General features: G+C 43.3%; 22 protein-coding genes and 3 pseudogenes. 17 read left to right on the top strand and 8 right to left on the bottom strand.

Going from position 1 to position 25,578, the window contains the following annotated elements; genetic code table 11:
• Positions 1–38 precede the first annotated feature (38 nt).
• Complete coding sequence (gene rlmD, locus FG166_RS07850; protein WP_003681642.1) at positions 39–1,415, top strand: 23S rRNA (uracil(1939)-C(5))-methyltransferase RlmD; 1,377 nt, start codon at positions 39–41, stop codon at positions 1,413–1,415.
• Positions 1,416–1,518: 103 nt separating this feature from the next.
• Here rlmD and FG166_RS07845 read toward each other — a convergent pair.
• A pseudogene (locus FG166_RS07845) lies at positions 1,519–2,544 on the bottom strand (IS30 family transposase).
• A 71-nt stretch (positions 2,545–2,615) separates the two neighbouring features.
• Here FG166_RS07845 and FG166_RS07840 point away from each other — a divergent pair.
• From FG166_RS07840 to FG166_RS07810, 7 genes are read left to right on the top strand one after another with little or no spacing between them, the layout of a single operon-like run.
• A complete protein-coding gene (locus FG166_RS07840) occupies positions 2,616–3,143 on the top strand; it encodes a DUF2326 domain-containing protein (RefSeq protein WP_262350944.1) in 528 nt (175 codons plus the stop codon).
• Positions 3,124–3,369: a helix-turn-helix domain-containing protein gene (locus FG166_RS07835; protein ID WP_003681650.1), complete on the top strand. Its 246-nt coding sequence runs from the start codon at positions 3,124–3,126 to the stop codon at positions 3,367–3,369. Before FG166_RS07840 ends, FG166_RS07835 begins: the two co-directional genes overlap by 20 nt.
• A gap of 10 nt (positions 3,370–3,379) precedes the next feature.
• Positions 3,380–5,311 (top strand): site-specific DNA-methyltransferase, encoded by a 1,932-nt coding sequence (locus FG166_RS07830; protein WP_003681653.1) that lies wholly within the window; start codon positions 3,380–3,382, stop codon positions 5,309–5,311.
• Between the two features lie 3 nt (positions 5,312–5,314).
• Positions 5,315–8,290: a type III restriction-modification system endonuclease gene (locus FG166_RS07825; protein ID WP_003681655.1), complete on the top strand. Its 2,976-nt coding sequence runs from the start codon at positions 5,315–5,317 to the stop codon at positions 8,288–8,290.
• A 1-nt stretch (position 8,291) separates the two neighbouring features.
• On the top strand, positions 8,292–9,584 hold the full coding sequence (locus FG166_RS07820) for a hypothetical protein (protein WP_003681658.1): 1,293 nt from the start codon (positions 8,292–8,294) through the stop codon (positions 9,582–9,584).
• A complete protein-coding gene (locus FG166_RS07815; protein WP_003681660.1) occupies positions 9,565–11,457 on the top strand; it encodes an SNF2-related protein in 1,893 nt (630 codons plus the stop codon). The genes FG166_RS07820 and FG166_RS07815 overlap by 20 nt, the downstream gene beginning before the upstream one ends.
• 14 nt (positions 11,458–11,471) lie before the next feature.
• Positions 11,472–11,807 carry a hypothetical protein gene (locus FG166_RS07810; RefSeq protein ID WP_003681661.1) on the top strand — a complete coding sequence of 112 codons (336 nt, stop codon included), beginning with the start codon at positions 11,472–11,474 and terminating at the stop codon, positions 11,805–11,807.
• A gap of 438 nt (positions 11,808–12,245) precedes the next feature.
• Here the strand turns inward: FG166_RS07810 and FG166_RS07805 are convergent, their stop codons facing one another.
• Positions 12,246–12,446 (bottom strand): hypothetical protein, encoded by a 201-nt coding sequence (locus FG166_RS07805; RefSeq protein WP_003681663.1) that lies wholly within the window; start codon positions 12,444–12,446, stop codon positions 12,246–12,248.
• Between the two features lie 434 nt (positions 12,447–12,880).
• Here FG166_RS07805 and FG166_RS09800 point away from each other — a divergent pair, with 434 nt between their 5' ends.
• From FG166_RS09800 to FG166_RS07775, 6 genes are all read left to right on the top strand, one after another.
• Positions 12,881–13,237, top strand: coding sequence for a helix-turn-helix domain-containing protein (locus tag FG166_RS09800; protein ID WP_421648117.1), 357 nt, complete (start codon positions 12,881–12,883; stop codon positions 13,235–13,237).
• Positions 13,225–14,109 carry an IS3 family transposase gene (locus FG166_RS07795; protein ID WP_107760586.1) on the top strand — a complete coding sequence of 295 codons (885 nt, stop codon included), beginning with the start codon at positions 13,225–13,227 and terminating at the stop codon, positions 14,107–14,109. The genes FG166_RS09800 and FG166_RS07795 overlap by 13 nt, the downstream gene beginning before the upstream one ends.
• A gap of 184 nt (positions 14,110–14,293) precedes the next feature.
• On the top strand, positions 14,294–16,222 hold the full coding sequence (locus FG166_RS07790) for a heavy metal translocating P-type ATPase (protein ID WP_003681665.1): 1,929 nt from the start codon (positions 14,294–14,296) through the stop codon (positions 16,220–16,222).
• A 22-nt stretch (positions 16,223–16,244) separates the two neighbouring features.
• Positions 16,245–16,472, top strand: a complete 228-nt coding sequence (locus FG166_RS07785) for a heavy-metal-associated domain-containing protein (protein WP_003681668.1) — start codon at positions 16,245–16,247, stop codon at positions 16,470–16,472.
• A 51-nt stretch (positions 16,473–16,523) separates the two neighbouring features.
• Positions 16,524–16,805, top strand: a complete 282-nt coding sequence (locus tag FG166_RS07780) for a hypothetical protein (RefSeq protein WP_003681670.1) — start codon at positions 16,524–16,526, stop codon at positions 16,803–16,805.
• A 24-nt stretch (positions 16,806–16,829) separates the two neighbouring features.
• The gene (locus tag FG166_RS07775) at positions 16,830–17,480 is read left to right on the top strand and encodes a Crp/Fnr family transcriptional regulator (RefSeq protein ID WP_003681672.1); all 651 of its coding nucleotides are present in this window, start codon (positions 16,830–16,832) and stop codon (positions 17,478–17,480) included.
• A 77-nt stretch (positions 17,481–17,557) separates the two neighbouring features.
• Here FG166_RS07775 and FG166_RS07770 read toward each other — a convergent pair whose 3' ends face one another.
• Together FG166_RS07770 and FG166_RS09725 are read right to left on the bottom strand one after the other, a co-directional pair.
• Positions 17,558–18,442 carry an IS3 family transposase gene (locus tag FG166_RS07770; protein ID WP_107760586.1) on the bottom strand — a complete coding sequence of 295 codons (885 nt, stop codon included), beginning with the start codon at positions 18,440–18,442 and terminating at the stop codon, positions 17,558–17,560.
• On the bottom strand, positions 18,430–18,786 hold the full coding sequence (locus tag FG166_RS09725; protein WP_021353571.1) for a helix-turn-helix domain-containing protein: 357 nt from the start codon (positions 18,784–18,786) through the stop codon (positions 18,430–18,432). The genes FG166_RS07770 and FG166_RS09725 overlap by 13 nt, the downstream gene beginning before the upstream one ends.
• A gap of 383 nt (positions 18,787–19,169) precedes the next feature.
• Between FG166_RS09725 and FG166_RS09485 the strand changes: the two genes are divergently transcribed.
• A complete protein-coding gene (locus FG166_RS09485) occupies positions 19,170–19,490 on the top strand; it encodes a hypothetical protein (protein ID WP_222848645.1) in 321 nt (106 codons plus the stop codon).
• Here the strand turns inward: FG166_RS09485 and FG166_RS07760 are convergent.
• The 4 genes and pseudogenes from FG166_RS07760 to FG166_RS07745 all read right to left on the bottom strand — a co-directional run.
• Positions 19,487–20,020: pseudogene (locus tag FG166_RS07760) on the bottom strand (IS256 family transposase); the annotation flags it as partial. The gene FG166_RS09485 and the pseudogene FG166_RS07760 overlap by 4 nt on opposite strands.
• A gap of 47 nt (positions 20,021–20,067) precedes the next feature.
• Positions 20,068–20,958, bottom strand: coding sequence for an IS3 family transposase (locus tag FG166_RS07755; RefSeq protein ID WP_262337645.1), 891 nt, complete (start codon positions 20,956–20,958; stop codon positions 20,068–20,070).
• Between the two features lie 40 nt (positions 20,959–20,998).
• Positions 20,999–21,217: a transposase gene (locus FG166_RS07750; protein WP_262335771.1), complete on the bottom strand. Its 219-nt coding sequence runs from the start codon at positions 21,215–21,217 to the stop codon at positions 20,999–21,001.
• Between the two features lie 84 nt (positions 21,218–21,301).
• Positions 21,302–21,733, bottom strand: a pseudogene (locus FG166_RS07745) (transposase); the annotation flags it as partial.
• Positions 21,734–21,959: 226 nt separating this feature from the next.
• Here FG166_RS07745 and FG166_RS07740 point away from each other — a divergent pair.
• On the top strand, positions 21,960–23,330 hold the full coding sequence (locus FG166_RS07740) for an FAD-dependent oxidoreductase (protein ID WP_003684065.1): 1,371 nt from the start codon (positions 21,960–21,962) through the stop codon (positions 23,328–23,330).
• A gap of 381 nt (positions 23,331–23,711) precedes the next feature.
• A complete protein-coding gene (locus tag FG166_RS07735; RefSeq protein ID WP_003684067.1) occupies positions 23,712–25,064 on the top strand; it encodes an IS4 family transposase in 1,353 nt (450 codons plus the stop codon).
• The last annotated feature ends 514 nt before the right edge of the window (positions 25,065–25,578 follow it).

The raw sequence follows: 25,578 nt of genomic DNA, 5'->3' as shown, positions 1-25,578 counted from the left end.
ACGGCGCCCGTTGTACATACAATATACGGAGGAAAGCAATGAGTAAGGTGCAACTACCAGTTCATAAAAACGAAACGGTCACGGGGACGGTCCTCGACCTAACTTACCAAGGGAACGGGGTCGTCAAGGTTGATCACTACCCCATTTTTGTACCCAACACCTTGCCGGGCGAAGAGGTAACGGTCAAGGTAACTAAGGTGACCAAGAACTTCGCCTGGGGCAAGCTGATCAGCATTGAAAAGAAGAGCCCGGACCGGATCGATGACCCCAACTGGGCCTACCTACAGACGGGGATTGCGCCGTTAGGGAACCTGACTTACCCGGCCCAACTCAAGTTTAAGCAGCGTCAAATTCAAGAACTCTTGGAAAAGGCCCACCTAAACTTAGAAGTGGCCGAAACGCTGGGGATGGACCAGCCCTTTGGTTACCGCAATAAGGCCCAAGTCCCGGTGCGGATGGTCAAGGGCCAACCGACGACCGGTTTTTACAAACGTGGTAGCCATGACCTGGTGCCAATTGAAGACTTTTACATCCAGGACCCGGCAATTGACCAAACCGTTTTGGTGGTCCGCGACCTCTTGCGTAAGTACCAAGTGCCGGCTTACGATGAAGAAACTCACCGCGGCGTAATCCGGACGGTGATGGTCCGCCGGGGCTACTACAGCCACCAGGTGATGGTGGTCCTGGTCACTAACGGGGAGCATTTCCCGCACGTCGCAGAAATTACCCGGGAAATAAGTGAACGGGTGCCGGGAATTAAGAGCATCGTGCAAAACGTCAATGATAAGCGGACCAACGTCATTTTGGGAACGAAGAACCACCTGTTGTGGGGGGAACCAACCATCCACGACACCCTCTTGGGGATCGACTTCACGATTTCGCCGCTCTCCTTTTACCAGGTCAACCCGCAACAAACCGAGCGCCTCTACCAGACCGCCATTGAAAACGCCGGACTAGACGGAAGCAAGACCGTTATCGATGCTTACTGTGGGATTGGGACGATCTCTTTAGCCGTGGCTAAGCACGCCAAGCACGTTTACGGGGTCGAAATCGTGCCGGCCGCCATTGCAGACGCCAAGCAAAACGCCGCCAATAATGGGATCGAAAATGCGACCTTTGTTGTTGGCAAGGCCGAAGAGCAGTTTGCCAAGTGGCAAGCCGAGGGTCTCAAACCTGATGTGGTGATTGTTGACCCACCGCGCAAGGGCTTGGATGCCCAATTGATTGAGGCCACCGGTAAGATGGCGCCCCAAAAGGTGATTTACGTCTCCTGCAACCCGGCGACTTTGGTCCGCGACTTACAACGCTTCGCCGAACAGGGCTACCACGTGACCAAGCCGATCCAACCGGTCGACCAGTTCCCGCAGACGACGCACGTTGAGTCTGTTACGGTCCTTGAACGTACAGATAAATAGCCGATAAGCCGCGCTCTGACGGCATTTATAGGTGATTGAAAGTGTACTTTTTCCTTCCCGGAATGTCAACTCAAGTGCAACAACCATGGAGCCAGACCGTGAGCTAGCTTGCTAGCGCGGCCTCAATAAGCTCGGCGGCGTTAGCGTAGCCGAGTGTCCTGCGATGCTTTTGATTCAGCGCATCTTGAACCTTTGCGATATCATCTTCAGAGAAGCCATGTAGTGATAGGCCTTTAGGGATGTACTCTCGGATCAGGCCATTCTGGTTTTCATTACTGCCACGTTCCCAAGGCGAGTACGGGTGCGCAAAGTAGATCTGAGCTCCTTGAACCTGGTCCAACAGTTTGAACTCAGAGCCGTTATCGAAAGTGATGGTCTTAAAGTAGCCAGGATGCTGGTCAATGGTGGCTTGAAGCTCTTTTAAGCAGGTGTCTGCGTGGTAGTTGGGAATCTTGACGATGATCTCATAGCGGACTCACCGTTCGGTCAGGGTCATCAGTGCTGGTTCACTGGCTTGACGCTTGCCTTTAACCAGGTCACCTTCCCAATCACCAAAGCGTTCACGGTTATTAATAGTGTCTGGTCGTTCATCAATCGAAGTACCAGCCAGACGCTTATTTTTACGCGAGTGGTTGTGACGATTGGACTTTACATGGCGCCGCAGCTTGGCTGGCAGGTCGATATTCTTAATGTCTAAGCGGCCTTGATCAATATACCGATAAACGGTCGGCGTTGAAGGGCACGGCTGGTCAGGATGAGTCTGCTTAAAGGCGTGCACGAAACCATCAACACTATCAATCCGTGGTCGCCGTTTAAGCGCTGTTTTAAGCATCTTAAAGGACAGCCAGCAGACCTTTTCTAGTCCGCCAAAACGGCAGTTCTGACGCGCTTTATCATGAATAAGCTGGCTCGTGTCCGCAAAGTATTTGGTGAAAAAGAGATAGTCAGAATTACGTTGTCGAATGGTGCCACGCTTAATTTCACGCGAGATCGTGCTGCGACTGCGATTGGTCAGGCGCGCAATATCAGCCTGAGATTTCCCAGCATTCAAGTACGCTTCAATTTCACCTCTTTCTTCCGGGGTAAGTTGTTGATAATGCTTGGTAGTGCTATGCTTGGATTGGGTCATGGAGATATCCTTTCTTTAGAGTTTCAGCACTTTAATTTTAGGTCTCCATGGCCTATTTGTATAATTTGAACTTGTTGCACTTAGATTTTAAATCCGGGAAGAAGAAAAAACTACAACAAGACAAGAAAGATCAGCAAGATGCCTTAAAAGCGACCATCAATACTGAATTGGCAGAGGTACAGCACTCTTTGAACACTGAAATGGCTAGCTTAAACGAGCAGGTCTGCGGATCAAGTTCATTTCAACCGCCACGAATTGAATTAAAACCAACAGGATACAATTTTGAGACGATTAATGACCAAGGTACAGGGACATCATTCAAAGGATTAATTATTTTTGATCAAGCTTGTCTTGACTTAACACGTTTACCATTCTTTGTTCATGATTCACTACTATTTTCAAATATTGAGATTGATCGTAGAAATCGAATTATTGAAATGTATGCTCAAGAAACTAAGCAGATATTTATTTCAATTGATAGTATTGAAGTATTATCAGAAAAGGCGCAAGAGATCATTAGAGAAAATACGGTTTTGACACTCGAACGTGGTGGTAAAGAACTGTTTGGGAGATCATGGAATGAGCAAGCAACTAAATAACTTAAAAATTAAATACAAGGTTAGTTACAAGAAATTGTGGAAACTGTTGATTGACAGGGGATTACAGAAAAAAGATTTACAAGCTGAATGCGATATTAGTGCTGCTTCCGTTGCTAAGTTAGGAAAAGATGCTAACGTAACTACGGATCTTTTGATGAAGATATGCACTGGCTTAGATTGCGATCTTAATGACATTTGTGAAACTGTGCCAATTAACGAAGAATAGGAGAAATTTGATGCAAACGGATAATGAAAAATACAATGAAACTGTGCAGCCAAACAGCGCCTTTCTTAATGAATTGAAAGCAAAGCTTCCAGAATTTTTTACGAAGGATGGTTCGTTTGACCTGGATAAGTTTAGGAACCAACTAAAAGATAAGAATGTTAATGAGCTGAGTGAGGGTTATCAGCTGGGTTTCATTGGTAAAGATTACGCTCGTCGTCAGGCTGGTGAAATGCCAAGTACTGTTATTGTGCCCGATGAAAAGCAGAATCAAGGTGAAGGTAAGAATAGCAAAAATTTATTCTTTACTGGGGATAATTTAGAGGTTCTTCGTCACTTGGAGGTAGGTTATTTAAATAAAATAAATACTATATTTATTGATCCACCATACAATACTGGAAGTAATGATTTTGAGTATCCCGATTCTTTTGAATATTCAGATAATAAGATAAAAGAAATGTTTGGATTAGAGGATGAGCAAGTTGAAAGACTTAAATCAATACAAGGAAGTTCAAGTCATTCGGCTTGGTTGACATTTATGTATCCGAGATTAGTTCTTGCAAAGAGAATGCTATCCTCTAAGGGTACAATCTTTATTTCCATAGATGATAATGAGTTTTCTAATCTAAAAAATATTTGTGATGAGATTTTTGGTGAAGCAAATTATGTTGATACATTTATATGGGAGTCTAGGACATCGATATCTAATGATTCACCAATATCCTTAAATCATAATTACATTTTGGTCTACGCAAAAGATATTCAACAACTTCAGTGGTATGGAGATCCATTAAGTTCAAGAGAATATAAAAATCCTGACAATGATCCAAGAGGCCCTTGGAAATTAACCCCTCTGGATGCAAACAAAGCTGGTGGTGATACTGTTTTTGGAATTACCAATCCAAATACTGGTAAAGAATATTTTCCTCCTCACAATAGGATTTGGGCTTTTAACAGAGATGGTATTAAAAAATTAATGGATGATGGGAGAATAAAGTTTGGTATGAATAATGACTCGTCCCCTAAACGAAAGTTGTTTCTTAAAGAACGTATTTTAAAAGGGGATTCTAAAACTCCAAGTTCAATATTAAGGAATGTTGGGACTACCAAAGATGGGACTAATGAGATAATAAAGCTTTTTAACGAAAAATGCTTTAGTTACCCTAAGCCAACTTCTTTGGTAAAAAAGTTAATTAAGTACACTTCCAAAGATTCGGAAATAGTAATGGACTTTTTTGCTGGATCAGCAACGACTGCCGATGCTGTAATGCAATTAAATGCCGAAGATACAGCAAATAGGCGTTTCATCATGGTACAACTCCCGGAAAAAACATACCATCGGAATAAAGATGGTAAAACAGTTCCTGTTAAAGGGGCAAAAGTTGCATATGATGCTGGCTTTAAGTCTATTGATGAAATTTCTCGTGAACGAATTCGGCGCGCTGCCAAAAAGATCCGTGATGACAATGAACTAACTTTGCCCCAAAATTTTGATGGCAGCTTTAAGCATTATCGTGTAGTTAAACCTGTTAAACAAACTCTTGAAGAAATTGAGGACTTCAATCCTAACAACACTAACCTGTTTACCGATATGGTTGATGGCTTTTCAAGTAAAAGCTTGGGTATTGATGGGGATGCTACTGGGGAAGAAACAATTCTTACCACTTGGCTTGCCAAGGATGGTTACCCGTTTGATACTGATGTTGAAGAAGTTAAATTTGATAACTACACCGCACATAAAGTTGAAGATAATCGACTTTACTTGATTAATGAAGGTTGGGGAGCAAGCCAAACTAAAGAATTACTCAACCAACTTGGTACTCACCAATTAGAAGTACAAAGTGTAGTTATCTTTGGCTATTCATTTAATGTAGCAGAACTGCGTGAACTTGAAAATGGTTTAAAGCAGTTGGATAGTAAAGTAACTTTAATCAAGAGGTACTAACCCATGAAGATTAAACTAGAAACTTTACAACACCAAACTGATGCCCTAGCCGCCATTGATAAAGCTTTCCCAGGCATGGATACCATGAGTAATAATCCAGATGCTAATTACATTTATGCTAATCCACTAATTAGGTGTCGTTATAGGGATAAAGCCAATATTGACATCAAGATGGAGACGGGGACTGGGAAGACCTATGTCTACACCCGGATGATGTATGAAATGCACCAAAAGTATGGGCTCTTTAAGTTTGTCATTGCAGTGCCTAGCCCAAGTATTAAAGAAGGTACTCGTAGCTTTATTAGTAGCGATTATGCTAAGCAGCACTTTAGCGAATTTTATGAAAATACCCGGATCCAATTAAATGTCATCAACGCGGGTGATTTTAGTGCGCGTTCAGGACGGCGCAACTTTCCAGCGCAACTGTCTGAATTTGTTGAAGCAACTCGGCAGAATGCAAACCAAATTGAAGTATTGTTAGTTAATCAGGGGATGCTGCACTCTAAATCCATGCACCATGATGACTACGATCAAACTTTGCTGGGTGGTGAAACTTCCCCAATCAAAGCGATTGCTGCCACTCGGCCAGTAATAATTATCGACGAACCACAACGCTTTCCACGAGGAAAAAAGTTCTACGAAGATATCGAAGAAATGAAGCCCCAATTAATTGTGCGTTTTGGTGCTACCTTCCCGGAAACAACTACTGGTCGGGGGAAGAATAAAGTCACTAAGGTTGATTACTATCGTGGTGAACCTCAGTTTAACTTGGACGCCGTGGACAGTTTCAACCAGGGCCTGGTTAAGGGTATCGATATTGATTATCCTGATATGCCAGAAGAACAGGCAAATAACTTGTATAAAGTTAAGCAAGTCAAAGCTAAAGAATTAGTTTTGACCAAGGGTGGCAAAGACTATTCATTAAACGTAGGCGAAAATCTGGCTGATGTGGATGCTGGCTTTGAAGGTAATATTACTTATGCTGGTGGGACTGACCGGGAACTTTCTAATGGTTTAGCTTTATCTAAAGACATGAAATTGATTCCTGGTACCTTTGCGGAAAACTATCAGGATGAAATTATCTCACAGGCATTAGATTGTCACTTTAAGGCTGAAGAAGAAAACTTCCTACGTTTAAATTCAGGGGAGAATGCTCCAAAGATTAAGACTCTATCCTTATTCTTTATTGATAGTATTTCCAGCTTCCGTGGCGAAAACAGTGGTAAGGGTTGGCTTGCTCATCACTTTGAGGCTATTTTAACCAAGAAACTCAAGAAATTAATTGATCGTTTTGAATTGGCGATTGATGATCGGGAAAAAGAGTACCGCTCTTTCTTACAGGCTACCTTGAAGAGCTTGCAGTCAGAACATCAGGACGTTTATGCTGGTTATTTCAGTGAAGATCGGGGCAGTTCTGATGCCGACATTCAGGCTGAAGTTGAAGATATCCTCAGCAATAAGGAAAAACTGCTCAGCTTTAAGGATAAAGATGGTAACTGGCTAACTCGTCGCTTCCTCTTTTCAAAGTGGACGCTGCGTGAAGGTTGGGATAATCCAAATGTTTTCACAATTGCCAAGTTACGTACTTCCGGTTCCGAGATTAGTAAGATTCAGGAAGTTGGTCGTGGTTTACGGCTTCCGGTTGATGAAACTGGTCACCGTTTGAATCAGGATGAGTGGCAGAGTCGTCTATCTTTCTTAATTGGTTATGATGAACGAGATTTCGCTCAAAAGTTAGTAGGTGAAATTAATGATGATTCACCGATAAAACTGAACCAAGAAGAATTAACTGATGACATGATCAAGCTGATTGTTAAAGCTAAACAAAAAATTGATCCTAAGTTTGATGAGAATCAGCTACTTGATGATTTAGATGCCCATAATGTGATTACTCGTTCTAACAAATTTAAAGAAAACGTTGAATTAGATGGTCAATCGATGGCTGGCTATGATGCTTTGTGTCATCTTTATCCAGAATTAGTTCAAGAAACTAAAGTTGCTAATGATAAGGTTCGAGATAAAAATTCAAAAGACAGCACAACTGTTAAGTTACGCAAGCAAAATTGGCAGCAATTGAAGAATTTGTGGCTGCAATTGGCTAAGCGGCAAATGATCAAGTTTGATCCATCGGTTAATCAGGATGCCGAAACGGTGGCTCGGAACGTATTTAACGATAGCGATAATAAGATCTTTGTTTTGCAACGGCCGCAGGTGGTTCACCAAGAAGTGGTAACTGATGAGAATGTGGCTTCCGTTCGGGAAACGCAGTCGGATTATAGTACTGAATTCTTAACCATGAATTATGGTAAATTTCTTAAACTCTTGGCTAAGGGTACTGATTTACCGGTTAATTTGCTTAACAATTTGATGATCAAAGCGATTAAGCGTTTGAAAAATAATACTAACTACATCAATGAGAAGACACTTGGCAATTTAATTCGCACTTTTAACAATCAATTTAATGAACGAATTAAGACTTCTTATAGCTATGAACCACTGAACTTTTCATCTTCAACATCGATTTACAATGCTAAAAAGCAAGAGTTTGTGGATTCGGTTCCGGCTAGCGTACTTGGTGTATACCAGTCAGATTCGACTTCTGATGAAAAGTACTTGTATGATCGGCCACCGCTGCGTTATGACAGTGCTGATCCAGAATTAAAAATTTTACAACGGTCGTATGGCCCGAAGATTAGTGTCTTTGGGAAATTACCAAAAAAGGCTATTAAGATTCCGCGCTTTGATAACGGAACGACTACACCTGACTTTATCTTTAAGATTGAACATGGTAATAAGCCAATTTATTTAGTGATTGAAACTAAAGCTGAAAACATGCGGTTGGGTGATGAAGAAATTCGAATTATTCAGCAAAAGTACTTTGATCATTTGCAGGAATCAGGGGTTTATTATCGAATGGCTACTAGTGAACAAGAGGTGCATGCCTTGATTAATAAGTTGGAAAACGGGGAGTTGAATTAGGATGCTGTCGCTAATTGAATTAGCTAAAGAAGGAAATTTAGAGAAAACAGGAGCTAAGCCTAAGCTACCAATTAAGGTGGATGGTGTTAGTTCCGAGACGTTGGATGTCTATAAAATTCCGTTGGAATACCTTTATTACAATGATAAGAATGGTCGGATCGCAACAGGCATTTCTCAGTATCATGATGAGCTGCACCCAGCAAATGACCATGAGGACCCACAATATAACAATTTTGTTGCTAAGTTAATTGAGAAGGATAATTCATCAGCACTGAAACGAACAGAAAAATCAATTCAGGAATCTGGACAGCAGGTATATGGTTATGTTCTTGATGATGGAAGAATTGTCGATGGTAATCGGCGCTTCACTGCTTTACGGAATATTCACCAGTCAACTGGTAGGACAGTTTATTTTGAAGCCGTGGTATTACCATTCTCATATGACAATTCAACTGAACGAGCTAAGATCAAAAACCTGGAATTGGCTATTCAGATGGGTGTTGAAGAACGGCAAAATTATGATCCGGTTGACTTAGCTGTTGACATTTATCAAACTACTGGCGGCGATGATCCGATCATGACTCAGGCGGACTATGCTGCGGATTCTCATATGCGGCCAACTGAGGTTAAGAAATACTATGATGGTGCCGTTTACATGAAGAAGTTTCTGGAGTTTATTGGAGCTCCGGAAAATAGCTTCAACATCATCAAGGAAAGTAAGGTCTGGTCGCTGTTTCTTGAAATGGGAAAGTCACTTTCAAAGAACTTTGGTGATGATTCAGAATCGCAGGTTCGTAAGAATGAAACCATGAACTCATACTTCGGTGTGATTCTTTACCAGATTCATGTTGGTGTTAGCGGGAATACCGCCAGAACTCATATTCGTGAATATGGGAAAAATGTTGTCAACAGCGTCGATAACGAAGATTTTAATGATGATGTCGCGGACATTGTTGATGATCTGTCTGAATCACTACAGGATGATGAAATTCATACCACTTCTGATTTAATGCAAAGTTTAACTGATGAAAATGATACGGTTGAAGCCCTAGGAGATACTTTTGATACTTATATGCGGAACGCACGGAACAGTGAGTCCGTCGATAAATTCATTCGTAACATTAAGCAAAATGTGAAATATTATCATGACTTAAACGAAGATGGTGGCCTCATTGGGAGCCTTCGTTATAACGAAGTGAGTGAAGACCAGTTAAAAGAGTTGCAAAAATACATGCGTGACTTGAATCAACTAAGTGAGGAGTTGTTCAGTAAGTATGGAGACGAAATCAGATAGTCCAATCATTATTAAGAATAATGACGGTTTCTTCCAACTACTAGATGATAGTAACCATACACTGGAGTCAAAGACAGCTCAGCGTGGCTTAGCTATTTTTAGGCCGTACTTTGAAGATCCGAGACAGCGAACCTTTAAGGAAGATTTAACTTACGTTCAACTGCTTGAATTAGTTAAGAAACTTAATAGGCGTCTGCAACGTAAAGGGTTACCTGAGGTTCAGACTAGCAACAAGTTTAATCATTTTGTTCAACAGCGTCAGTATTATATTAAGGAACAAAGTCAGGCTGGTTTAACTATCAAAGATGGTGATCCTCGCTGGCAACATGAGTTTGATAACTTCAAAGCGGTCGTTAGTCAAGAAATTACGCGTCCGCTTAAGCCAGAGCAAGAAAAAGCTAGTTTCTTCATGACTATCATGAAACGAGCGGCCAACTTTTCAGTACCTGGTGCTGGTAAAACGGCAATGATGTATGGCACGTTTGCCTATCTATCTAGCCCAAGGGTAAATGAAGTAGATAAACTGTTAGTTGTTTCACCACTGAACGCCTTTGCTGCTTGGCGGACAGAATTTGAAGCTGTGTTTGGTCCTAAGCGTAAGTTGCATTACCTCAATATGCGGGATAAGAAATACAACAATAATGTCGGTGCTATTAAGCACGACTGGGTCCAGGCTGACGTGATCACCATCAACTACGAATCTTTACAAAGTAAGCTGAACATCATTAATGACTTGTTGGATTCCAAAACTATGTTAGTCTTTGACGAAGTTCACCGGGTAAAAGGAGTCGGTGGCCAGCGTGCCAAGGCAGCATTGAGTTTAAGCCAGACACCACACTACCGCTATGTTCTAACGGGGACACCAATTCCGAATGGCTTTAGGGACATCTATAACTTCCTACATCTGATGTACCCTGATGAATACTCATCCTTCTTTGCTTGGGATTTAACAACTTTGAATAATATTGATCCAGAAGATGTAAATAAGAAATTATCGCCGTTCTTTTGGCGGACCAACAAGAAAGATCTACATGTCCCTAAACCAGATCCAGATATTATTAAAGAAGTTGAACCATCAAAGAATCAGCAGATGCTGTCACAGGCTATTTATGAAACCGAAAATGGGACTTTGGCAACTTTCATTAGACTGTTGCAAGCTTCAACTAATCCAGAATTACTAGCAACCAACATTAACTATAAAGAGTTAGGCCTTGTAGATGCCGACTCTGGTGTTTGGGATAAGCAAGCTTCAACTGTGGAAAAAGAAAATGCCAGCAGTGGGGATGCTTATAAGAAGTATGATTTAGCTAAAGTTGAATCTCCTAAGTTTGAAATGGGTATTGATTTGATTGACAAATTGGTTAGCCAAGGTAAAAAAGTCCTGGTTTGGGGGATGTTTGTTGGCACCATGCAGAAGATCACTGATACTCTCAACGATATGGGAATTAAAACAACCTTGGTTTATGGGGCCACTCCAAAGCAAGACCGTGAAGGAATGATTAACAATTTCCGTACTGGTGATGCCCAGGTATTGGTTTCTAATCCTAATACGTTAGGTGAATCTATTTCGCTCCATCAGACGGTGCACGATGCGGTTTACTTCGAATACAACTTCAATCTTACTTTTATGTTGCAATCGCGTGATCGGATTAACCGTTTGGGACTTCCAGCTAATCAGTATACTCGGTATTACTATCTGATGACTAAGGGTGATGTTGCCCACATGGGCTTTATTGACAGTACGGTGTACAAGAAGCTGAAGGACAAAGAAAAGGTTATGATCGATGCCATTGATGGCCAATTGCTTGTGCCAGAATATACTGATGATTATCTGCAAGAAGTTAAGGATATTGTCATGGGGAGATATAAATAAAGGAGATTCTGAATATGGAAACTATTGTTCCATCAGTTAATACAACTAAAGAAGAATTACAAGAACGAGTGGATTACATGGTTAATAAGGCTTCACAGCTTGAGCAACTAGCTGAAACGGATGAGCATGAAGCAATGAGGAAATTCATCATTTTAAAAAATTTTGCAAATAAAGAGTATCACGTGTTGACTTTGCAAAAGAATGAAGCAGCAGTTAATAGCAATGTACATTTATCTAATTATCGGGGATTCTTTACTCATTTGCATTTTACAGCTGGCAAAATGCCTCTTAGATTGCTGCACTGGAATCTTGATGAATTCCATCAGGCAAACATTGGATTTAGACTTTGATTTTCCACAAACGCTTTAATGCCTATTTATAAACGTATTTGTTCCCGCAAACAAGCAAAACTGGAGGGCTATTACCTATCCGCGGGATCCATAAAAAACAAACATTTTAGGCCCGTGTAAACAGATATGCTGCATTTAGCTAGACAATAAAAATCGCCATAGTTAGCGGTTAATCGAGAATGTGTAATTGACCAACTCAGCTCGTGGCATGTTGAATGCGTGACCGTGCTGACGAAAGAATAACTTAGTCGGTCAACCGACCAAGATAAGCGACTAAGTTACCGACTAAGATAAAGAAGAGTCACTTCATGTTTAAGCGTGAAGGGACTTTTTTGTCCAATTATTTGCTCTTTCGTTCAAAATCGGGCAAAATTGGACGAAAAACGCATCTCTAGCAAGAAAGTTATCCTGCCAGGGATGCTTGTTTTGGTTGATGAACTAATATTCTACGTCTGAATCGGGCAAAAGTTCCTTGAAAGTTTTGCCTTCAAACAGGGGAACGTCTTCTACCAACTTACGAAAATTCTTGTTTTGAATTATGAATTTTCCGCTGAGTTCTTCGGCAATCATGTAGCCACCGTCACCGTAGGCAGCGGTAATGATATATCTAATACCGTGATACCAGAAAATAAAATCCATTGTTAAAGGTGGCTATAATCCCCTTAAAGGTAACAAGTATGAAACCCAAGACTTATTATCGCTAGGGGGATTTTTATTTGCCAAGCTATTCGACACTAGATCGGCTATATTTTCTAAGTTGTTATCAGGATTCGGATCTTTCGATCAAGGTTTTCGCTGATTACAACGGGATCCACGATGGTTCATTACGTCGTTGGATTAAAGGATTCCTTCAGGAAGGAGTACTGGGGGTTAGGCGGAGCGCGACCAACCGCCGGTATTCAATTGACCTAAAAGTGGCAGCGGTTGTCGACTATCAAGATAACGGCTTATCACGCCAGGAAGTGCTTCATAAGTACAATATTCGCAGTAATTCTCAACTAACCGACTGGGTTATTCGGTACAATAGTGGCAAACTACTAGCACCGAAAGGCGCAGGAAAGCGGGTTAGGAAAATGGGACGGAAAGTCAGTTACGACGAAAAGATTAAGATTGTCCAGTGGGCACTTGATCATGACAGTGATTACCAAGTAACAGCTAAGGAGTTCGACGTTTCGTATAACCGAGTGTATGACTGGGTTCGAAAATATCAGGCCACCGATAACTGGGAAGTCTTAAAGGACCGGCGAGGTAAAAAGCCGCGTCCCAAAGGTGACGCTTTAACGCGCGAAGAACAGTTAGAAGAAGAGAACCGACAACTCAAGGCAAAAGTTCGGCGCTTAGAAGTGGAGCGAGCTTTCGCAAAAAAATTGAGAGAAATACGCAATCGGGAGGTGGACGATCCGCAAAATACGAAGCGATTCAGGAACTAGTTAAGGAAGGTTACACAGTGACCGAGTTGGCGGCGGTAGCAAACACGTCGCGTAAGTCATATTACATTTGGCTCAAGAAAAGGCAGATCAAGACCCAGCAAGAAATCGAGAATGCGAAGATTTTAGCGGCGATTCGTCAAATCGAGAAACGCCATTTGAACTGTGCGGGTTACCGGAAGGTCACGGCCATTCTTAATAGCGATACCAGCAAGATTAAAGAGTACACTTTTAGCTTCGACTTCCCGATTAACATTAAACGGGTCCGGCGGATTATGCGTGAGCACGGGATCAAAGCTGACATTCGCCAACCGCGTCGTAACCGGGTTAAAGAACAACAACAGTACCTTGAAGACAATGTATTACATCGCCAATTTGCCCCTGACCAGCCTAATAAGGTCTGGGTGACTGATACTACGGAACTTACTTACGGTCGTGGAAACAAGGTACGACTGCACGCAATCATAGATTTGTATGGGAACTATGCGCTTAGTTACTTCATATCTCCAACCGAAACCGCCAAGGACGTAATTAAAGCTTTTGAATTGGCTAAACAGAAGACCAGTAGGTTGGCTCCGTTAATTCATACAGATCGTGGATCTGCCTACACTTCAAGGGAATTCAGTAATTACCTTATCCAAAACCAATGCGTCCACAGTATGTCAGCGCCGGGGACCCCGGCTGATAATGCGGTAATTGAGCGCTGGTGGTGTGACTTCAAACATCTGTGGCTGGCACACCAGCCAGCGCCTCAAACGTATGACCAACTCTTAAAGTTAGTGGCAGAAGGCGTTAAGTACTTCAACACCGTTGAAATATCCGGTAAAAGAAAGAATCTCACCGCTGTAGATTACTACAGAAGTGAGATTGCATAACTTAATAATTTTAGATTTCTAAAGTGTTACCTTGACAGGGGGCAGTGCCAGAGGATCAAATTCCCCTGGATGGCTTTTTTCGTAAAAAAATTTTTGTAAAAATCCCGATCTTGATAGAAATCAATTTGGGAATCCTGCTTTCCCGGTATATTAAAAGCATCAAAGCAAGGAGGTCAAAAGATCAATGCAAAAATGGTTAATGAAAAATCGCAACCGGCTGACGGCAATTACGGGCATCTTAATCGTCCTGGCCTTTGCCGCAAAATGGTTATTTAAAAGTGAAACAGCAGAGTCCGGCCTGCTCCTGGCCGCCTCCCTCATCGGCGGCTTCCCGATCGCCGCATCCGCTTGGCAGGCCCTGAAAGTCAAAGTCATCAGTATCGACTTGCTGGTGACCCTGGCCATCTTAGGTGCCTTCGTCATCCAGGAATTCGAAGAATCCGCCATCGTGGCCTTCCTTTTCTTGTTTGGGGCTTACCTTGAACAAAGGACCCTGGCCAAGACCCGGTCAGCCATCAAGAAACTGGTGGAGATGGTGCCAGAAACCGCCCTCCGGCAGACGGCAGACGGCGACTTTGAAGAAGTTGACTTAGACGACCTGGACGAAGGGGACATCCTTTTGGTCAAAACCGGCGGCAAGATCCCGGTTGACGGGGAAGTCGTCTCCGGTTCCGGGACGGCCAACGAAGCCAGCATTACCGGTGAATCCATGCCTTTAGGCAAAAAGCCCGGCGACCCGGTCTATGCCGGTACTATTTTGGAAAACGGGACCATCCGGATCAAGGCGGAAAAAGTCGGGGATGAAACGACTTTTGGCAAGATCATCGAACTGGTCGAAGAAGCCCAGGACTCCAAGTCCCAGGCTGAGCGTCTAATTGACCGCTTCTCCAAGTACTACACCCCAGTCGTCCTGCTCCTGGCCATTATTGTTGGCCTCATCAGCCAAGACCTGGAACTGGCTGTAACCATCCTGGTTCTCGGCTGCCCGGGTGCCTTGGTTATCGGGGTTCCGGTCTCCAACGTGGCCGGAATCGGCAATGGGGCCAAGCAGGGGATCCTTTTTAAAGGTAGTGAAGTCATCACCAAGTTCAGCAAGGTCGACACGATCATGTTCGACAAGACCGGGACCTTGACTTACGGCGACCCCCGGGTCAGCCAGGTGAAAAAGTACGGCCAGGGCCAGCTGGCTGAACAGCTTTTGGTCAGCGTGGAAAAAGAATCTGCCCACCCTTTGGCGAAAGCCATCACTGGCTACTATGAAGACCTGGAAGCTAAAGAAGTTGAAGCTTCCCAGGTCCTCCAGGGCGGCGGGATCGTTGCTCAAGTAGCTGGCCAGCAGGTCCTGGTCGGCAACCGCTACTTGCTTGACCAGTACCATGTCCCAGTTACAAAAGAAATGGAAAAGGACATGGAAGAGCTGGCAAGTGCTGGCAATTCCCTGGTTCTGGTGGCTGTAAACGGGCAGCTGGAACTTGCTTTAGGCTTAAAGGACGAGATCCGGGCCGGGGTTAAGGAAGACCTGGCTGCTTTAAAGAAGCTGGGTGTCAAGAACCTGCTCCTCTTGTCCGGTGACAACCAGAAGACGGTTGACCTGGTAGCGGAAGAACTGGGCCTCACTGAGGCATATGGCCAGCTTTTGCCAGAAGACAAGGCCGAATTTGTCAAAAAGCGGCAGGCAGCCGGTGAAATCGTGGCCTTTGTCGGCGACGGGATCAACGACAGTCCGTCACTGGCCCGGGCAGACATCGGGATTGCCATGGGCAGCGGGACTGACGTGGCAATTGAGACTTCAAACGTGGTCCTCATGAACGGCAGCTTTGACCGGATTCCGCGGGCCCTGGCCCTGGCTAAGGCCACCCGGCGGAACATGATTGAGAACATCACCATCGCCCTGGCTGTCGTAGCCGTCCTGCTGGTCAGCGTGTTAGCCAGCTCATGGATGAACATGGCCATCGGGATGTTTGTCCACGAAGGCAGTATCCTGGTTGTAATCTTGAACGCCATGCGCCTTCTGGCCTACCGGTCAAAATTACAAAAATCGCGAAAATTGATAGAAAACAATTTTTCTCAAGCAACAGGCCCGTATACTAAGGGCAGCGAAAGTATCCAATAGAAAAAAGAAAGGAAAAGAAATCATGCAAAAAGCAATTTTACAACTTGAAACATTAGCCTGCCCGACCTGCATGCAGAAGATCGCGGGGGCCATCGCCAATGTCGACGGGGTTGAAAAGACCAGCGTCAAGGTCCTCTTCAACGCAAGCAAGGCCAAGGTCAACTTCGACCCGGAAAAAACCAATTTGGACACGATCACTCAAGCCGTGAAGAATATCGGCTATGACGTCTTGAAGGCCAGCGCTAAATAAGAGAAAAAAGCAAAAATAAGAAAAACGACTAATCAAGAAAAAAGGAGAAAAATGATGATCAAGGAATTTTTTACCAAGAACGATGAAATGTTAGACTTATATACGCAGGCAATTACCAAGGCCCACGGCGCCCACCACCCGGAAGTCTTTGAAGTCCGCAAGGTTTATGAAGACATCCAAAAGAAGGTGAGAGCCGGCCAGGAAGACTTGACTGCCGACTTCAGCAAGCTGCGGTCCTTGACCGCGGATTACGCCATTCCGGCTGACGCCTGCGGGGCGATGACTAAGACCTACCAGACCCTGGAAGAATTCGACCACTTGGTCCAGGGCTAATTTTTACCAGCAGAGGAGAGCAAAATGCAGCATATATGTGTCAGCCTGGTTCCCTTATTCGTGGACCTGCCAGAAAAAGACCAGCTTAAGATCAATTCCCTGGCCAGCCACCGGCGCTATCAAAAAGGTGAGACGATTTTTCAGCCAGGGGATGAAAAGCTGCAGATCGTGGCCCGGGGAAACATGAAGGTTTACCAGCTGTCCGCCAGCGGCCGCGAGCAGCTGCTCCGGGTTGCCCAGCCGGGTGACTATGAAGGGGAAGCGCAGCTTTTTGGCCTGGAAAACGACAGCTTCTTCGGCCAGGCCATGGAGAATACGGAAATCTGCAGCTTGAGCAAGGCCGACTTCAACCGGGTCCTCCTAGAAAATCCCCAGCTCTCCCTCAAACTGCTGGAACTCAGCACCCAGAAGCTGCTGGCCACGGAAAGACAGACCCAGTTCCTGGCCATGGAGCGGGTCGAAGAAAGGCTGGCCAGCTACCTGCTCGACTTGGCTAAGGTGGCTGGAAGCGACCAGGTCCAGCTGTCCATGAAGATGAAAGATATCGCCCTCTACTTGGGAACTACTCCCGAAACCCTCTCCCGCAAATTCAAACTCCTCGAAAAAATGGGCTATCTGAAAAGGACAGGCAAGCAGGTGAAAATCCTTGATGAAGATGGCCTGCTGGACTTGTAATAGACAAGAAAAATCTCCCTCTAGATTAGGCACTGCCCCCTGTCAAGGTAACACTTTAGAAATCTAAAATTATTAAGTTATGCAATCTCACTTCTGTAGTAATCTACAGCGGTGAGATTCTTTCTTTTACCGGATATTTCAACGGTGTTGAAGTACTTAACGCCTTCTGCCACTAACTTTAAGAGTTGGTCATACGTTTGAGGCGCTGGCTGGTGTGCCAGCCACAGATGTTTGAAGTCACACCACCAGCGCTCAATTACCGCATTATCAGCCGGGGTCCCCGGCGCTGACATACTGTGGACGCATTGGTTTTGGATAAGGTAATTACTGAATTCCCTTGAAGTGTAGGCAGATCCACGATCTGTATGAATTAACGGAGCCAACCTACTGGTCTTCTGTTTAGCCAATTCAAAAGCTTTAATTACGTCCTTGGCGGTTTCGGTTGGAGATATGAAGTAACTAAGCGCATAGTTCCCATACAAATCTATGATTGCGTGCAGTCGTACCTTGTTTCCACGACCGTAAGTAAGTTCCGTAGTATCAGTCACCCAGACCTTATTAGGCTGGTCAGGGGCAAATTGGCGATGTAATACATTGTCTTCAAGGTACTGTTGTTGTTCTTTAACCCGGTTACGACGCGGTTGGCGAATGTCAGCTTTGATCCCGTGCTCACGCATAATCCGCCGGACCCGTTTAATGTTAATCGGGAAGTCGAAGCTAAAAGTGTACTCTTTAATCTTGCTGGTATCGCTATTAAGAATGGCCGTGACCTTCCGGTAACCCGCACAGTTCAAATGGCGTTTCTCGATTTGACGAATCGCCGCCAAAATCTTCGCATTCTCGATTTCTTGCTGGGTCTTGATCTGCCTTTTCTTGAGCCAAATGTAATATGACTTACGCGACGTGTTTGCTACCGCCGCCAACTCGGTCACTGTGTAACCTTCCTTAACTAGTTCCTGAATCGCTTCGTATTTTGCGGATCGTCCACCTCCCGATTGCGTATTTCTCTCAATTTTTTTGCGAAAGCTCGCTCCACTTCTAAGCGCCGAACTTTTGCCTTGAGTTGTCGGTTCTCTTCTTCTAACTGTTCTTCGCGCGTTAAAGCGTCACCTTTGGGACGCGGCTTTTTACCTCGCCGGTCCTTTAAGACTTCCCAGTTACCGGTGGCCTGATATTTTCGAACCCAGTCATACACTCGGTTATACGAAACGTCGAACTCCTTAGCTGTTACTTGGTAATCACTGTCATGATCAAGTGCCCACTGGACAATCTTAATCTTTTCGTCGTAACTGACTTTCCGTCCCATTTTCCTAACCCGCTTTCCTGCGCCTTTCGGTGCTAGTAGTTTGCCACTATTGTACCGAATAACCCAGTCGGTTAGTTGAGAATTACTGCGAATATTGTACTTATGAAGCACTTCCTGGCGTGATAAGCCGTTATCTTGATAGTCGACAACCGCAGAAAGAGAGAGATAGACTAAAATGGCGGTTGGTCGCGCTCCGCCTAACCCCCAGTACTCCTTCCTGAAGGAATCCTTTAATCCAACGACGTAATGAACCATCGTGGATCCCGTTGTAATCAGCGAAAACCTTGATCGAAAGATCCGAATCCTGATAACAACTTAGAAAATATAGCCGATCTAGTGTCGAATAGCTTGGCAAATAAAAATCCCCCTAGCGATAATAAGTCTTGGGTTTCATACTTGTTACCTTTAAGGGGATTATAGCCTTATTACTAGGAGGAGATTTTTTACTATCGAAAAAGAAAGATGAAGACGGCTTAGTGCAAGGCAGTTACAAAAGTGATCAGGCCGAAGATAATGCCAGGGACATTGGCAATAAAGACCGGCCAGTCCTTGTACTTCTGCAAAAGGGCGTAGCTGCACCAAAAGGAGCTGTTGATGGAGGCAACCAGCGGCTGCATGGGATTGCCATATTGGCCGTGCAAGTGAGAGTGTCAAGAATGTTGTGTAAAAAAGGAAACTTCGCCCGCATGAATTGGCGATTCTAAAACATCGAATCAAGCGTGTCGTGACAGTCCTTGAATCCCCGATGTGCTCGATTCTCAAATTTATCGTTGTACTCCATTACTTGCGTCATGATAAAGCGATCGAGGGCCCCTTCGTTTGGGAACTGCTCTTTACGTCGGACCATCTTCTTCAGGCTCTTATTGAACGACTCAATTAGGTTCGTCGAGTAGATGGTCTGACGGATCGCAGTTGGAAAACTGAAGAACGTGAATAGCTCCTCCATTTGGACTAGATTCTTGATTCGACGCTTATAACTGGACTCCCACTTAGCACTGAAAGCCGCCAATCGTTCTTTGGCGGCTTGTAGGTTCTCTGCTTGCCGAATAGCCTTAAAGTCGGTGATAATCTCCCTGCGATCGTTTTTGCGAACGTACCCTAAAAGGTTGCGCTCTGCGTGGACCCAGCACCGTTGAAACTTCGCCTGCGGGTAGTTAGCCTCAATCGCAGATTGAAGTCCAACTAAACCGTCGGCGATGAACAACTGAATATCTTTAATCCCCCGTGCGCGTATGGTCCCCTGTCAATAAAATAGACAATTTAAATAGAGACTTTTTTGTCCTATGCCACGACTAAATTTTGAATTTGAGTTTGATACTCATCTTCAAGTTGCTTTGGTGATTTGAATCCACAGTGACTGTGAATTCTAACTGTGTTGTAAAACGTTTCAATGTACTGAAAAACTAGTCGTTTAGCTTCGGAGTATGAATGGATTTTAAACCGATTTATCCATTCACGCTTAATCAAGGCATGAAACGACTCAATGCAGGCATTATCCCAAGGATAAGCTTTCTTTGAATAGCTTAATGTCATGTTAGCTGTAACTTGATTGTAAGCTTCAGACGTAAACTGACTACCACGATCACTGTGCATGATTAATGGCTTGCTAATATGGCGACTGTGCTTAGTCTTTTCAATAAGTGGGATGACATTCGATACCTCCAAGGTTTCAGATAAGTCCCAACCAATGATCCGTCGGGAGTACAAGTCCATAATACTGGTTAAATAAACGAATCCGTCATGAACTGGAATATAAGTGGTGTCAATGCACCAAACGGCGTTTGGTCGCAATGGATTGAACTGCTCGTCTAAAATATTTATTAGCTGTTTATCAAACTTAGAATTGCGAGTGGTAGTCGTCCAAGAGGTTAGGTAAACGGCGTGAATGCCAAGTTCACGCATATACTTACCAACAGTTCGTTCAGCGATCTTATATCCTTTTGAGCGAAGTTCTTGGGTGATTTTGCCGGCACCGTAAATACAAAGGCTTTTGAGCCAAATTGCTTTAATTTCACCTTGAATAAACTTCTTCCGAAGCTTTCGCGGTGATTGGTGATTATGACGCTTTTCTCGTTGATAGTAACCACTTCTTGAGATTCCAACATAATCACACATACCATTGATGGAAGGGTGGGATTCCAAAGCGTGCTGAACGTCCATTTCTTGGTACACCTTTTCGGTAGTTACTTGCTCAGAATCCCGATTGATTTTTTTAATACTTCGATCGCTCCTTGTCCTTATCGCTGGCAAAATTACCAGAGCCACGGCCAAACTCCCCAGTCTCAGTAAACAGCTTAATCCATTTATGTAATGTACTAGCCCCAATACCTAGATTCTTACTTATTTCATTCATGGTCATGTGATCCTTGTTATCTAAGTAATACTGAACGGCCTGTTCCTTAAATTCCTTGTCATAACTGTGCTTCGTCATTATTTGATCCTCCAATTTACTTCCTTAATTATACTAAATCAGAGTCTCTATTTAACTTGTACACTTTTTATTCTAGGCCCAAACTTCGATGGAACGTCCATAACTAAAACTACCACGGCTTTCTTTAGATCGTTTGCGACGAATACCATGGTCAGGTAAATCAGTCACATTAATATCCAGTAGTCCCTGATCAATCCAGTTATAGATGGTTTTGTAGGCAATTCTAACTACATGAGCCACTTGTTCAATTGACCATTTTTGGATCTTGATTTTTTCTTCAATCAATAGCTTTAGGTTAGTCGTTAAGATGGTTTTACGACCACGATGACTAAGTTTAACTTCATGGTCAGTTTGAGCCTTAACTGCGTGATACTAACCAGCTAAGCGATGAACCTCATTAAAGATAGTGGTTTTACTAAAGCCTAAATAATCGGCAATATATTGAAGTGAGTGCTTTTCATGATGAAGTGTTTCGATGACAACGCGGTCTTCAAATGATAAAATAGTGGTGCCCATAAAGGTCCTTCTTTCTAATGGAATGTTGTGGTGACACCATTAAAGACCTTTATGGGTTTTTCTGTCCACTAATTATGTTCAACTTAAATTTTACAATCTACCTTAAACAAATACATTTAATGCAATAAAGTATAGCTTTTATAAAATTACTGTCGTTTTGTTTGTAAGCGGTTTACAAAAAGAGTTACACTATAGCTGTAATATTATGAATAGGGGGATATTATAGATGGATAAAGCAAAAGTTATTATTGTTGGGGCATCACATGGCGGTCATGAATCGGCAATTGAGCTGTTGGATAAATACGATAACGTCGATGTTACGATTTATGAAATGGGTGATTTCGTATCGTTCATGTCCTGTGGGATGCAACTTTACTTAGAAGACCAAGTTACAGATGTTAATGACGTAAGGAATTTCCGACCAGAAGACATCACTTCCAAAGGCGGAAATATTTTTAATAACCATCAAGTTACAGCAATTGATGTTGACCAAAAACAGGTAACCGTTAAAGATTTAAAAGAAGGTACAGAAGAACAAGTTGCTTATGATAAATTGATTCTTAGTTCAGGAGTGACGCCTAAGAATTTGCCTGTCCCAGGTACAGACCTTGAAAATGTATATTTAATGCGAGGTTACGACTGGGCTACAAAGATTAAGGCAGCATTAACTGATGATAGTATTAAAAATGTTGCGGTGGTTGGTTCAGGATACATCGGGATTGAAGCAGCTGAAGTATTTGCTAAGAAAGGTAAACACGTCACTTTATTTGACTTCATCGATCGTCCCCTCGGCAATTATCTCAACCATGAAATGACTGAAATTATCGATAAAACGCTGACTGACAACGGCGTCCAAGTAGAAATGAGCCAGAGCATTACCGCATTTAAGGGCGACGGAAAAGTTGCCAGTGTGGAAACTAAGAAGGGTAGTTACCCTGCGGACCTTGTAATTCAAGCTGCCGGGGTACAACCTAATACAGAATGGCTCAAGGGCGTAGTGGACCTGACAGATCGCGGATTCATCAATGTGGATGGCTACTTGAGAACCAACGTGCCCGACATATTTGCAGTCGGAGATGCCATCTTACCACTATCTATCCCGGCTGGAAAACCATCTCCAATTGCTTTAGCTACAACTGCACGGCGTGAAGCTCAATACGTTGTAAACCATATTTTCGAGAAGAAACCAACCCAAATCTTTAAAGGCGTAGTTGGCTCATCAGCATTGCATGTATTTGACGAACACTTTGCTTCTACGGGTGTAAATGAATTTACTGCAGAACGTTCTAACGTTGAAATTGTTAATTCACACTATGTCGATCACATCCGTCCAGCATACGTTCCTGAGTCAGAGGGCAATGTTCGCGTGGATGTTGATATCACGTTTGACCCTCATACCCACATTGTTTTAGGCGGCGCAGTCCTTTCAACATGTGATTTAACTGCTCAAGGAAATGTTTTGGCATTAGCGGTAGAGCATCGTTTGACGCTTGAAGATTTAGCCGAAGCTGACTTCTTCTTCCAACCTGGTTACGACCGGCAATGGAGTTTAATTAATTTGGCTGCGCAACATGCTTTAGGTTATGCACGCTTCTAAAGTAAATTAATCGGTTTATACGTAGTATGAAGTGTCCGAGAAGGTTAGATTATTGATCTAGCTTTCTTGGACACTTTTTACTAAAACGTCTTTTTTATAGTAACTTTGGTGTTTTACGTTATTTTGCCATATTAAAAAAATCGTAAAAAGGTAAAGATACCGGAATTGTTGAATAAAGTAGGACCAGCAATGCAGCAAATGAAGGATCTTTGATCGGTACTGTGCCCTGTCAAGTTTACACATTAAATCTGAAACTTGAAAGCGCAGAATAGCGGGCTTAACCCGTCATTCTGCGCTTTTCCACTCTAAAAATAGAAAAACGCAAGCTCTCCTACGTTATACTTTAACTGATCAAAACCAAAGTAAAGGAGTTCTTGCGCTATGAACAGTATAAAGCAATCGCAATCGAATGACGAGGCTCAATTCTTAATCCGGACCTTCTTTAAGCAGATTGGTCTAGGTAAAATTATTCATCAAATTAACTTTAAACGACACACGCCAATCAGCCCGTTGATGATGATTAAGTGGTTAATGACGACCATCTTTGCCCGTAAATCACTTTACCGTGCGCAATCAGACGCTAATTTCACCACCCGGACGGCCCGTAATTTTCTGAATGATGGCCGAACCAATTGGCAAAAGTTAACCTGCCTCTTAACGAGCCAAGTAATCAAGGCCCTTCGCCCCTTTATCGATTCCCGCCGCCGACTAGCACTAATCATTGATGACAGTCTCTTTGCCCGTCCTTATGCCAAGAAGGCTGAGCTACTCGCTCGAGTTTACGACCACAATAAAGGGGTATACGTCCGTGGCTACCGGGCTCTCACCCTGGGCTGGAGTGACGCCAACACCTTTCTCCCGGTTAATTTCGCTTTAATGTCGAGTGGAAAAGCGGAGAATCAATTGGGACCTTGCTTGAAGAACGATCAGCGGACCTTAGCTAGTCAACGTCGAAACCAAGCACGAACTAAGATGAATGAAGCCGCCGTTGATCTGGTTTCCCAAGCCCTTCAGAATGGTGTTCCAGCTCAATATGTTCTCTTTGATAGCTGGTATAGTTCACCTAAAATGTTTGACCTGATCAACCAGCTCGGCCTTGATGGGGTTGGAATGCTAAAGCGTTCCAAGAAGGTTTACTATCGCTATCGTAAGCGCCTGTATTCCGTTAAGACGCTCTACCAGCGACTCCAGACAGAAGGGCGTAAGTCTAAAGAAGGCGCCACTTACCAGTATAGTTGTGTCGTTGAAAGTCTATCGGGCGTTGAATTAAAGTTGGTGTTCGTAAGCAATCGCCACCATGCCAACAACTATTTAGTCTTGGCAACTACGAAGACCTCTCTCCGCCCAAATGAAATCATTCAACTATATGGCCGGCGCTGGCAGATCGAGACCTACTTCAAAGCTGCCAAGCAATACTTACGTTTTGACCAAACTCAGGTCCAGAAGTATGACGGTCTTTGCGGTCACCTTGCCATGGTCATGATGACATATGACCTCCTAGCGTGGCAGGAAAGGCAAGAGCGGGACGATCGAACCATTGGCGATCTATTTTACATTATGGGAGAAGCCATGCCTGATTTGAACATTACTGAGGTATTGGTATGGTTCGTAAAAACTTTACAAGAATTCATGGAAGATGAACCAATTATCCCAAGGAACCTCCTCGAGGGGACTGTTAACCAATTTATTAAGCACCTACCACAATCCGTTGCCAAACAGTTTCAAGCCGCTTGAAACTGACTAATTTAGTGAGCCTAAATTTCAAATGGGCCACGTGATTAGGGGCACTTTGGGGTGATTATCTGCTTTCAAGTTTCAGTCCTTAACAACATTTACTGACAATACGGGGAGTTCAATTACAGCAATTCCTGAACAATCTCTAGGGTATAGTACCGCTAAAACTTCCAACTATGATTTAGAGCTGCTAGATTTGAAAATACCTGGTCTTATAAAAGGCATCGTAGAAAAGGCAAAAGAAAAATCTCAAAACAGCGATCTTTTATCGAAGGGACAATTTTATTATTATCCACAAGAAACGTGTTTTAAATTTGGTATTATAGATTCACAAGAGAATCTACGTCCCTTATTTGAATTTAGCAGTACTGATTTGTGGAAAAATATATTTTCTAATTCAACAGAAATTAAGATTATAGTTTTTTTATAAGATTTTAACAGGTTATAAATAGGGCCTATATATATTCAAATAGGCCTCTGACCATTTCTAAAGCCATTCTTCAGAACGTTGGTG

The sequence above is a fragment of the Limosilactobacillus fermentum genome (genome assembly GCF_013394085.1).
GTDB lineage: Bacteria > Bacillota > Bacilli > Lactobacillales > Lactobacillaceae > Limosilactobacillus > Limosilactobacillus fermentum.
The sequence above is the reverse complement of the archived record's forward strand: the minus strand, read 5'-3'. Positions and strand labels throughout refer to the sequence as shown.

What these genes read in the sequence shown, in the direction of transcription:
- rlmD (WP_003681642.1), top strand. Translation starts at nt 39, where the DNA reads ATGAGTAAGGTGCAACTACCAGTTCATAAAAACGAAACGGTCACGGGG.
- FG166_RS07835 (WP_003681650.1), top strand. Translation starts at nt 3,124, where the DNA reads ATGAGCAAGCAACTAAATAACTTAAAAATTAAATACAAGGTTAGTTAC.
- FG166_RS07830 (WP_003681653.1), top strand. Translation starts at nt 3,380, where the DNA reads ATGCAAACGGATAATGAAAAATACAATGAAACTGTGCAGCCAAACAGC.
- FG166_RS07825 (WP_003681655.1), top strand. Translation starts at nt 5,315, where the DNA reads ATGAAGATTAAACTAGAAACTTTACAACACCAAACTGATGCCCTAGCC.
- FG166_RS07820 (WP_003681658.1), top strand. Translation starts at nt 8,292, where the DNA reads ATGCTGTCGCTAATTGAATTAGCTAAAGAAGGAAATTTAGAGAAAACA.
- FG166_RS07815 (WP_003681660.1), top strand. Translation starts at nt 9,565, where the DNA reads ATGGAGACGAAATCAGATAGTCCAATCATTATTAAGAATAATGACGGT.
- FG166_RS07810 (WP_003681661.1), top strand. Translation starts at nt 11,472, where the DNA reads ATGGAAACTATTGTTCCATCAGTTAATACAACTAAAGAAGAATTACAA.
- FG166_RS07805 (WP_003681663.1), bottom strand. Translation starts at nt 12,446, where the DNA reads ATGGATTTTATTTTCTGGTATCACGGTATTAGATATATCATTACCGCT.
- FG166_RS09800 (WP_421648117.1), top strand. Translation starts at nt 12,881, where the DNA reads ATGGGACGGAAAGTCAGTTACGACGAAAAGATTAAGATTGTCCAGTGG.
- FG166_RS07790 (WP_003681665.1), top strand. Translation starts at nt 14,294, where the DNA reads ATGCAAAAATGGTTAATGAAAAATCGCAACCGGCTGACGGCAATTACG.
- FG166_RS07785 (WP_003681668.1), top strand. Translation starts at nt 16,245, where the DNA reads ATGCAAAAAGCAATTTTACAACTTGAAACATTAGCCTGCCCGACCTGC.
- FG166_RS07780 (WP_003681670.1), top strand. Translation starts at nt 16,524, where the DNA reads ATGATGATCAAGGAATTTTTTACCAAGAACGATGAAATGTTAGACTTA.
- FG166_RS07775 (WP_003681672.1), top strand. Translation starts at nt 16,830, where the DNA reads ATGCAGCATATATGTGTCAGCCTGGTTCCCTTATTCGTGGACCTGCCA.
- FG166_RS09725 (WP_021353571.1), bottom strand. Translation starts at nt 18,786, where the DNA reads ATGGGACGGAAAGTCAGTTACGACGAAAAGATTAAGATTGTCCAGTGG.
- FG166_RS07750 (WP_262335771.1), bottom strand. Translation starts at nt 21,217, where the DNA reads ATGACGAAGCACAGTTATGACAAGGAATTTAAGGAACAGGCCGTTCAG.
- FG166_RS07740 (WP_003684065.1), top strand. Translation starts at nt 21,960, where the DNA reads ATGGATAAAGCAAAAGTTATTATTGTTGGGGCATCACATGGCGGTCAT.
- FG166_RS07735 (WP_003684067.1), top strand. Translation starts at nt 23,712, where the DNA reads ATGAACAGTATAAAGCAATCGCAATCGAATGACGAGGCTCAATTCTTA.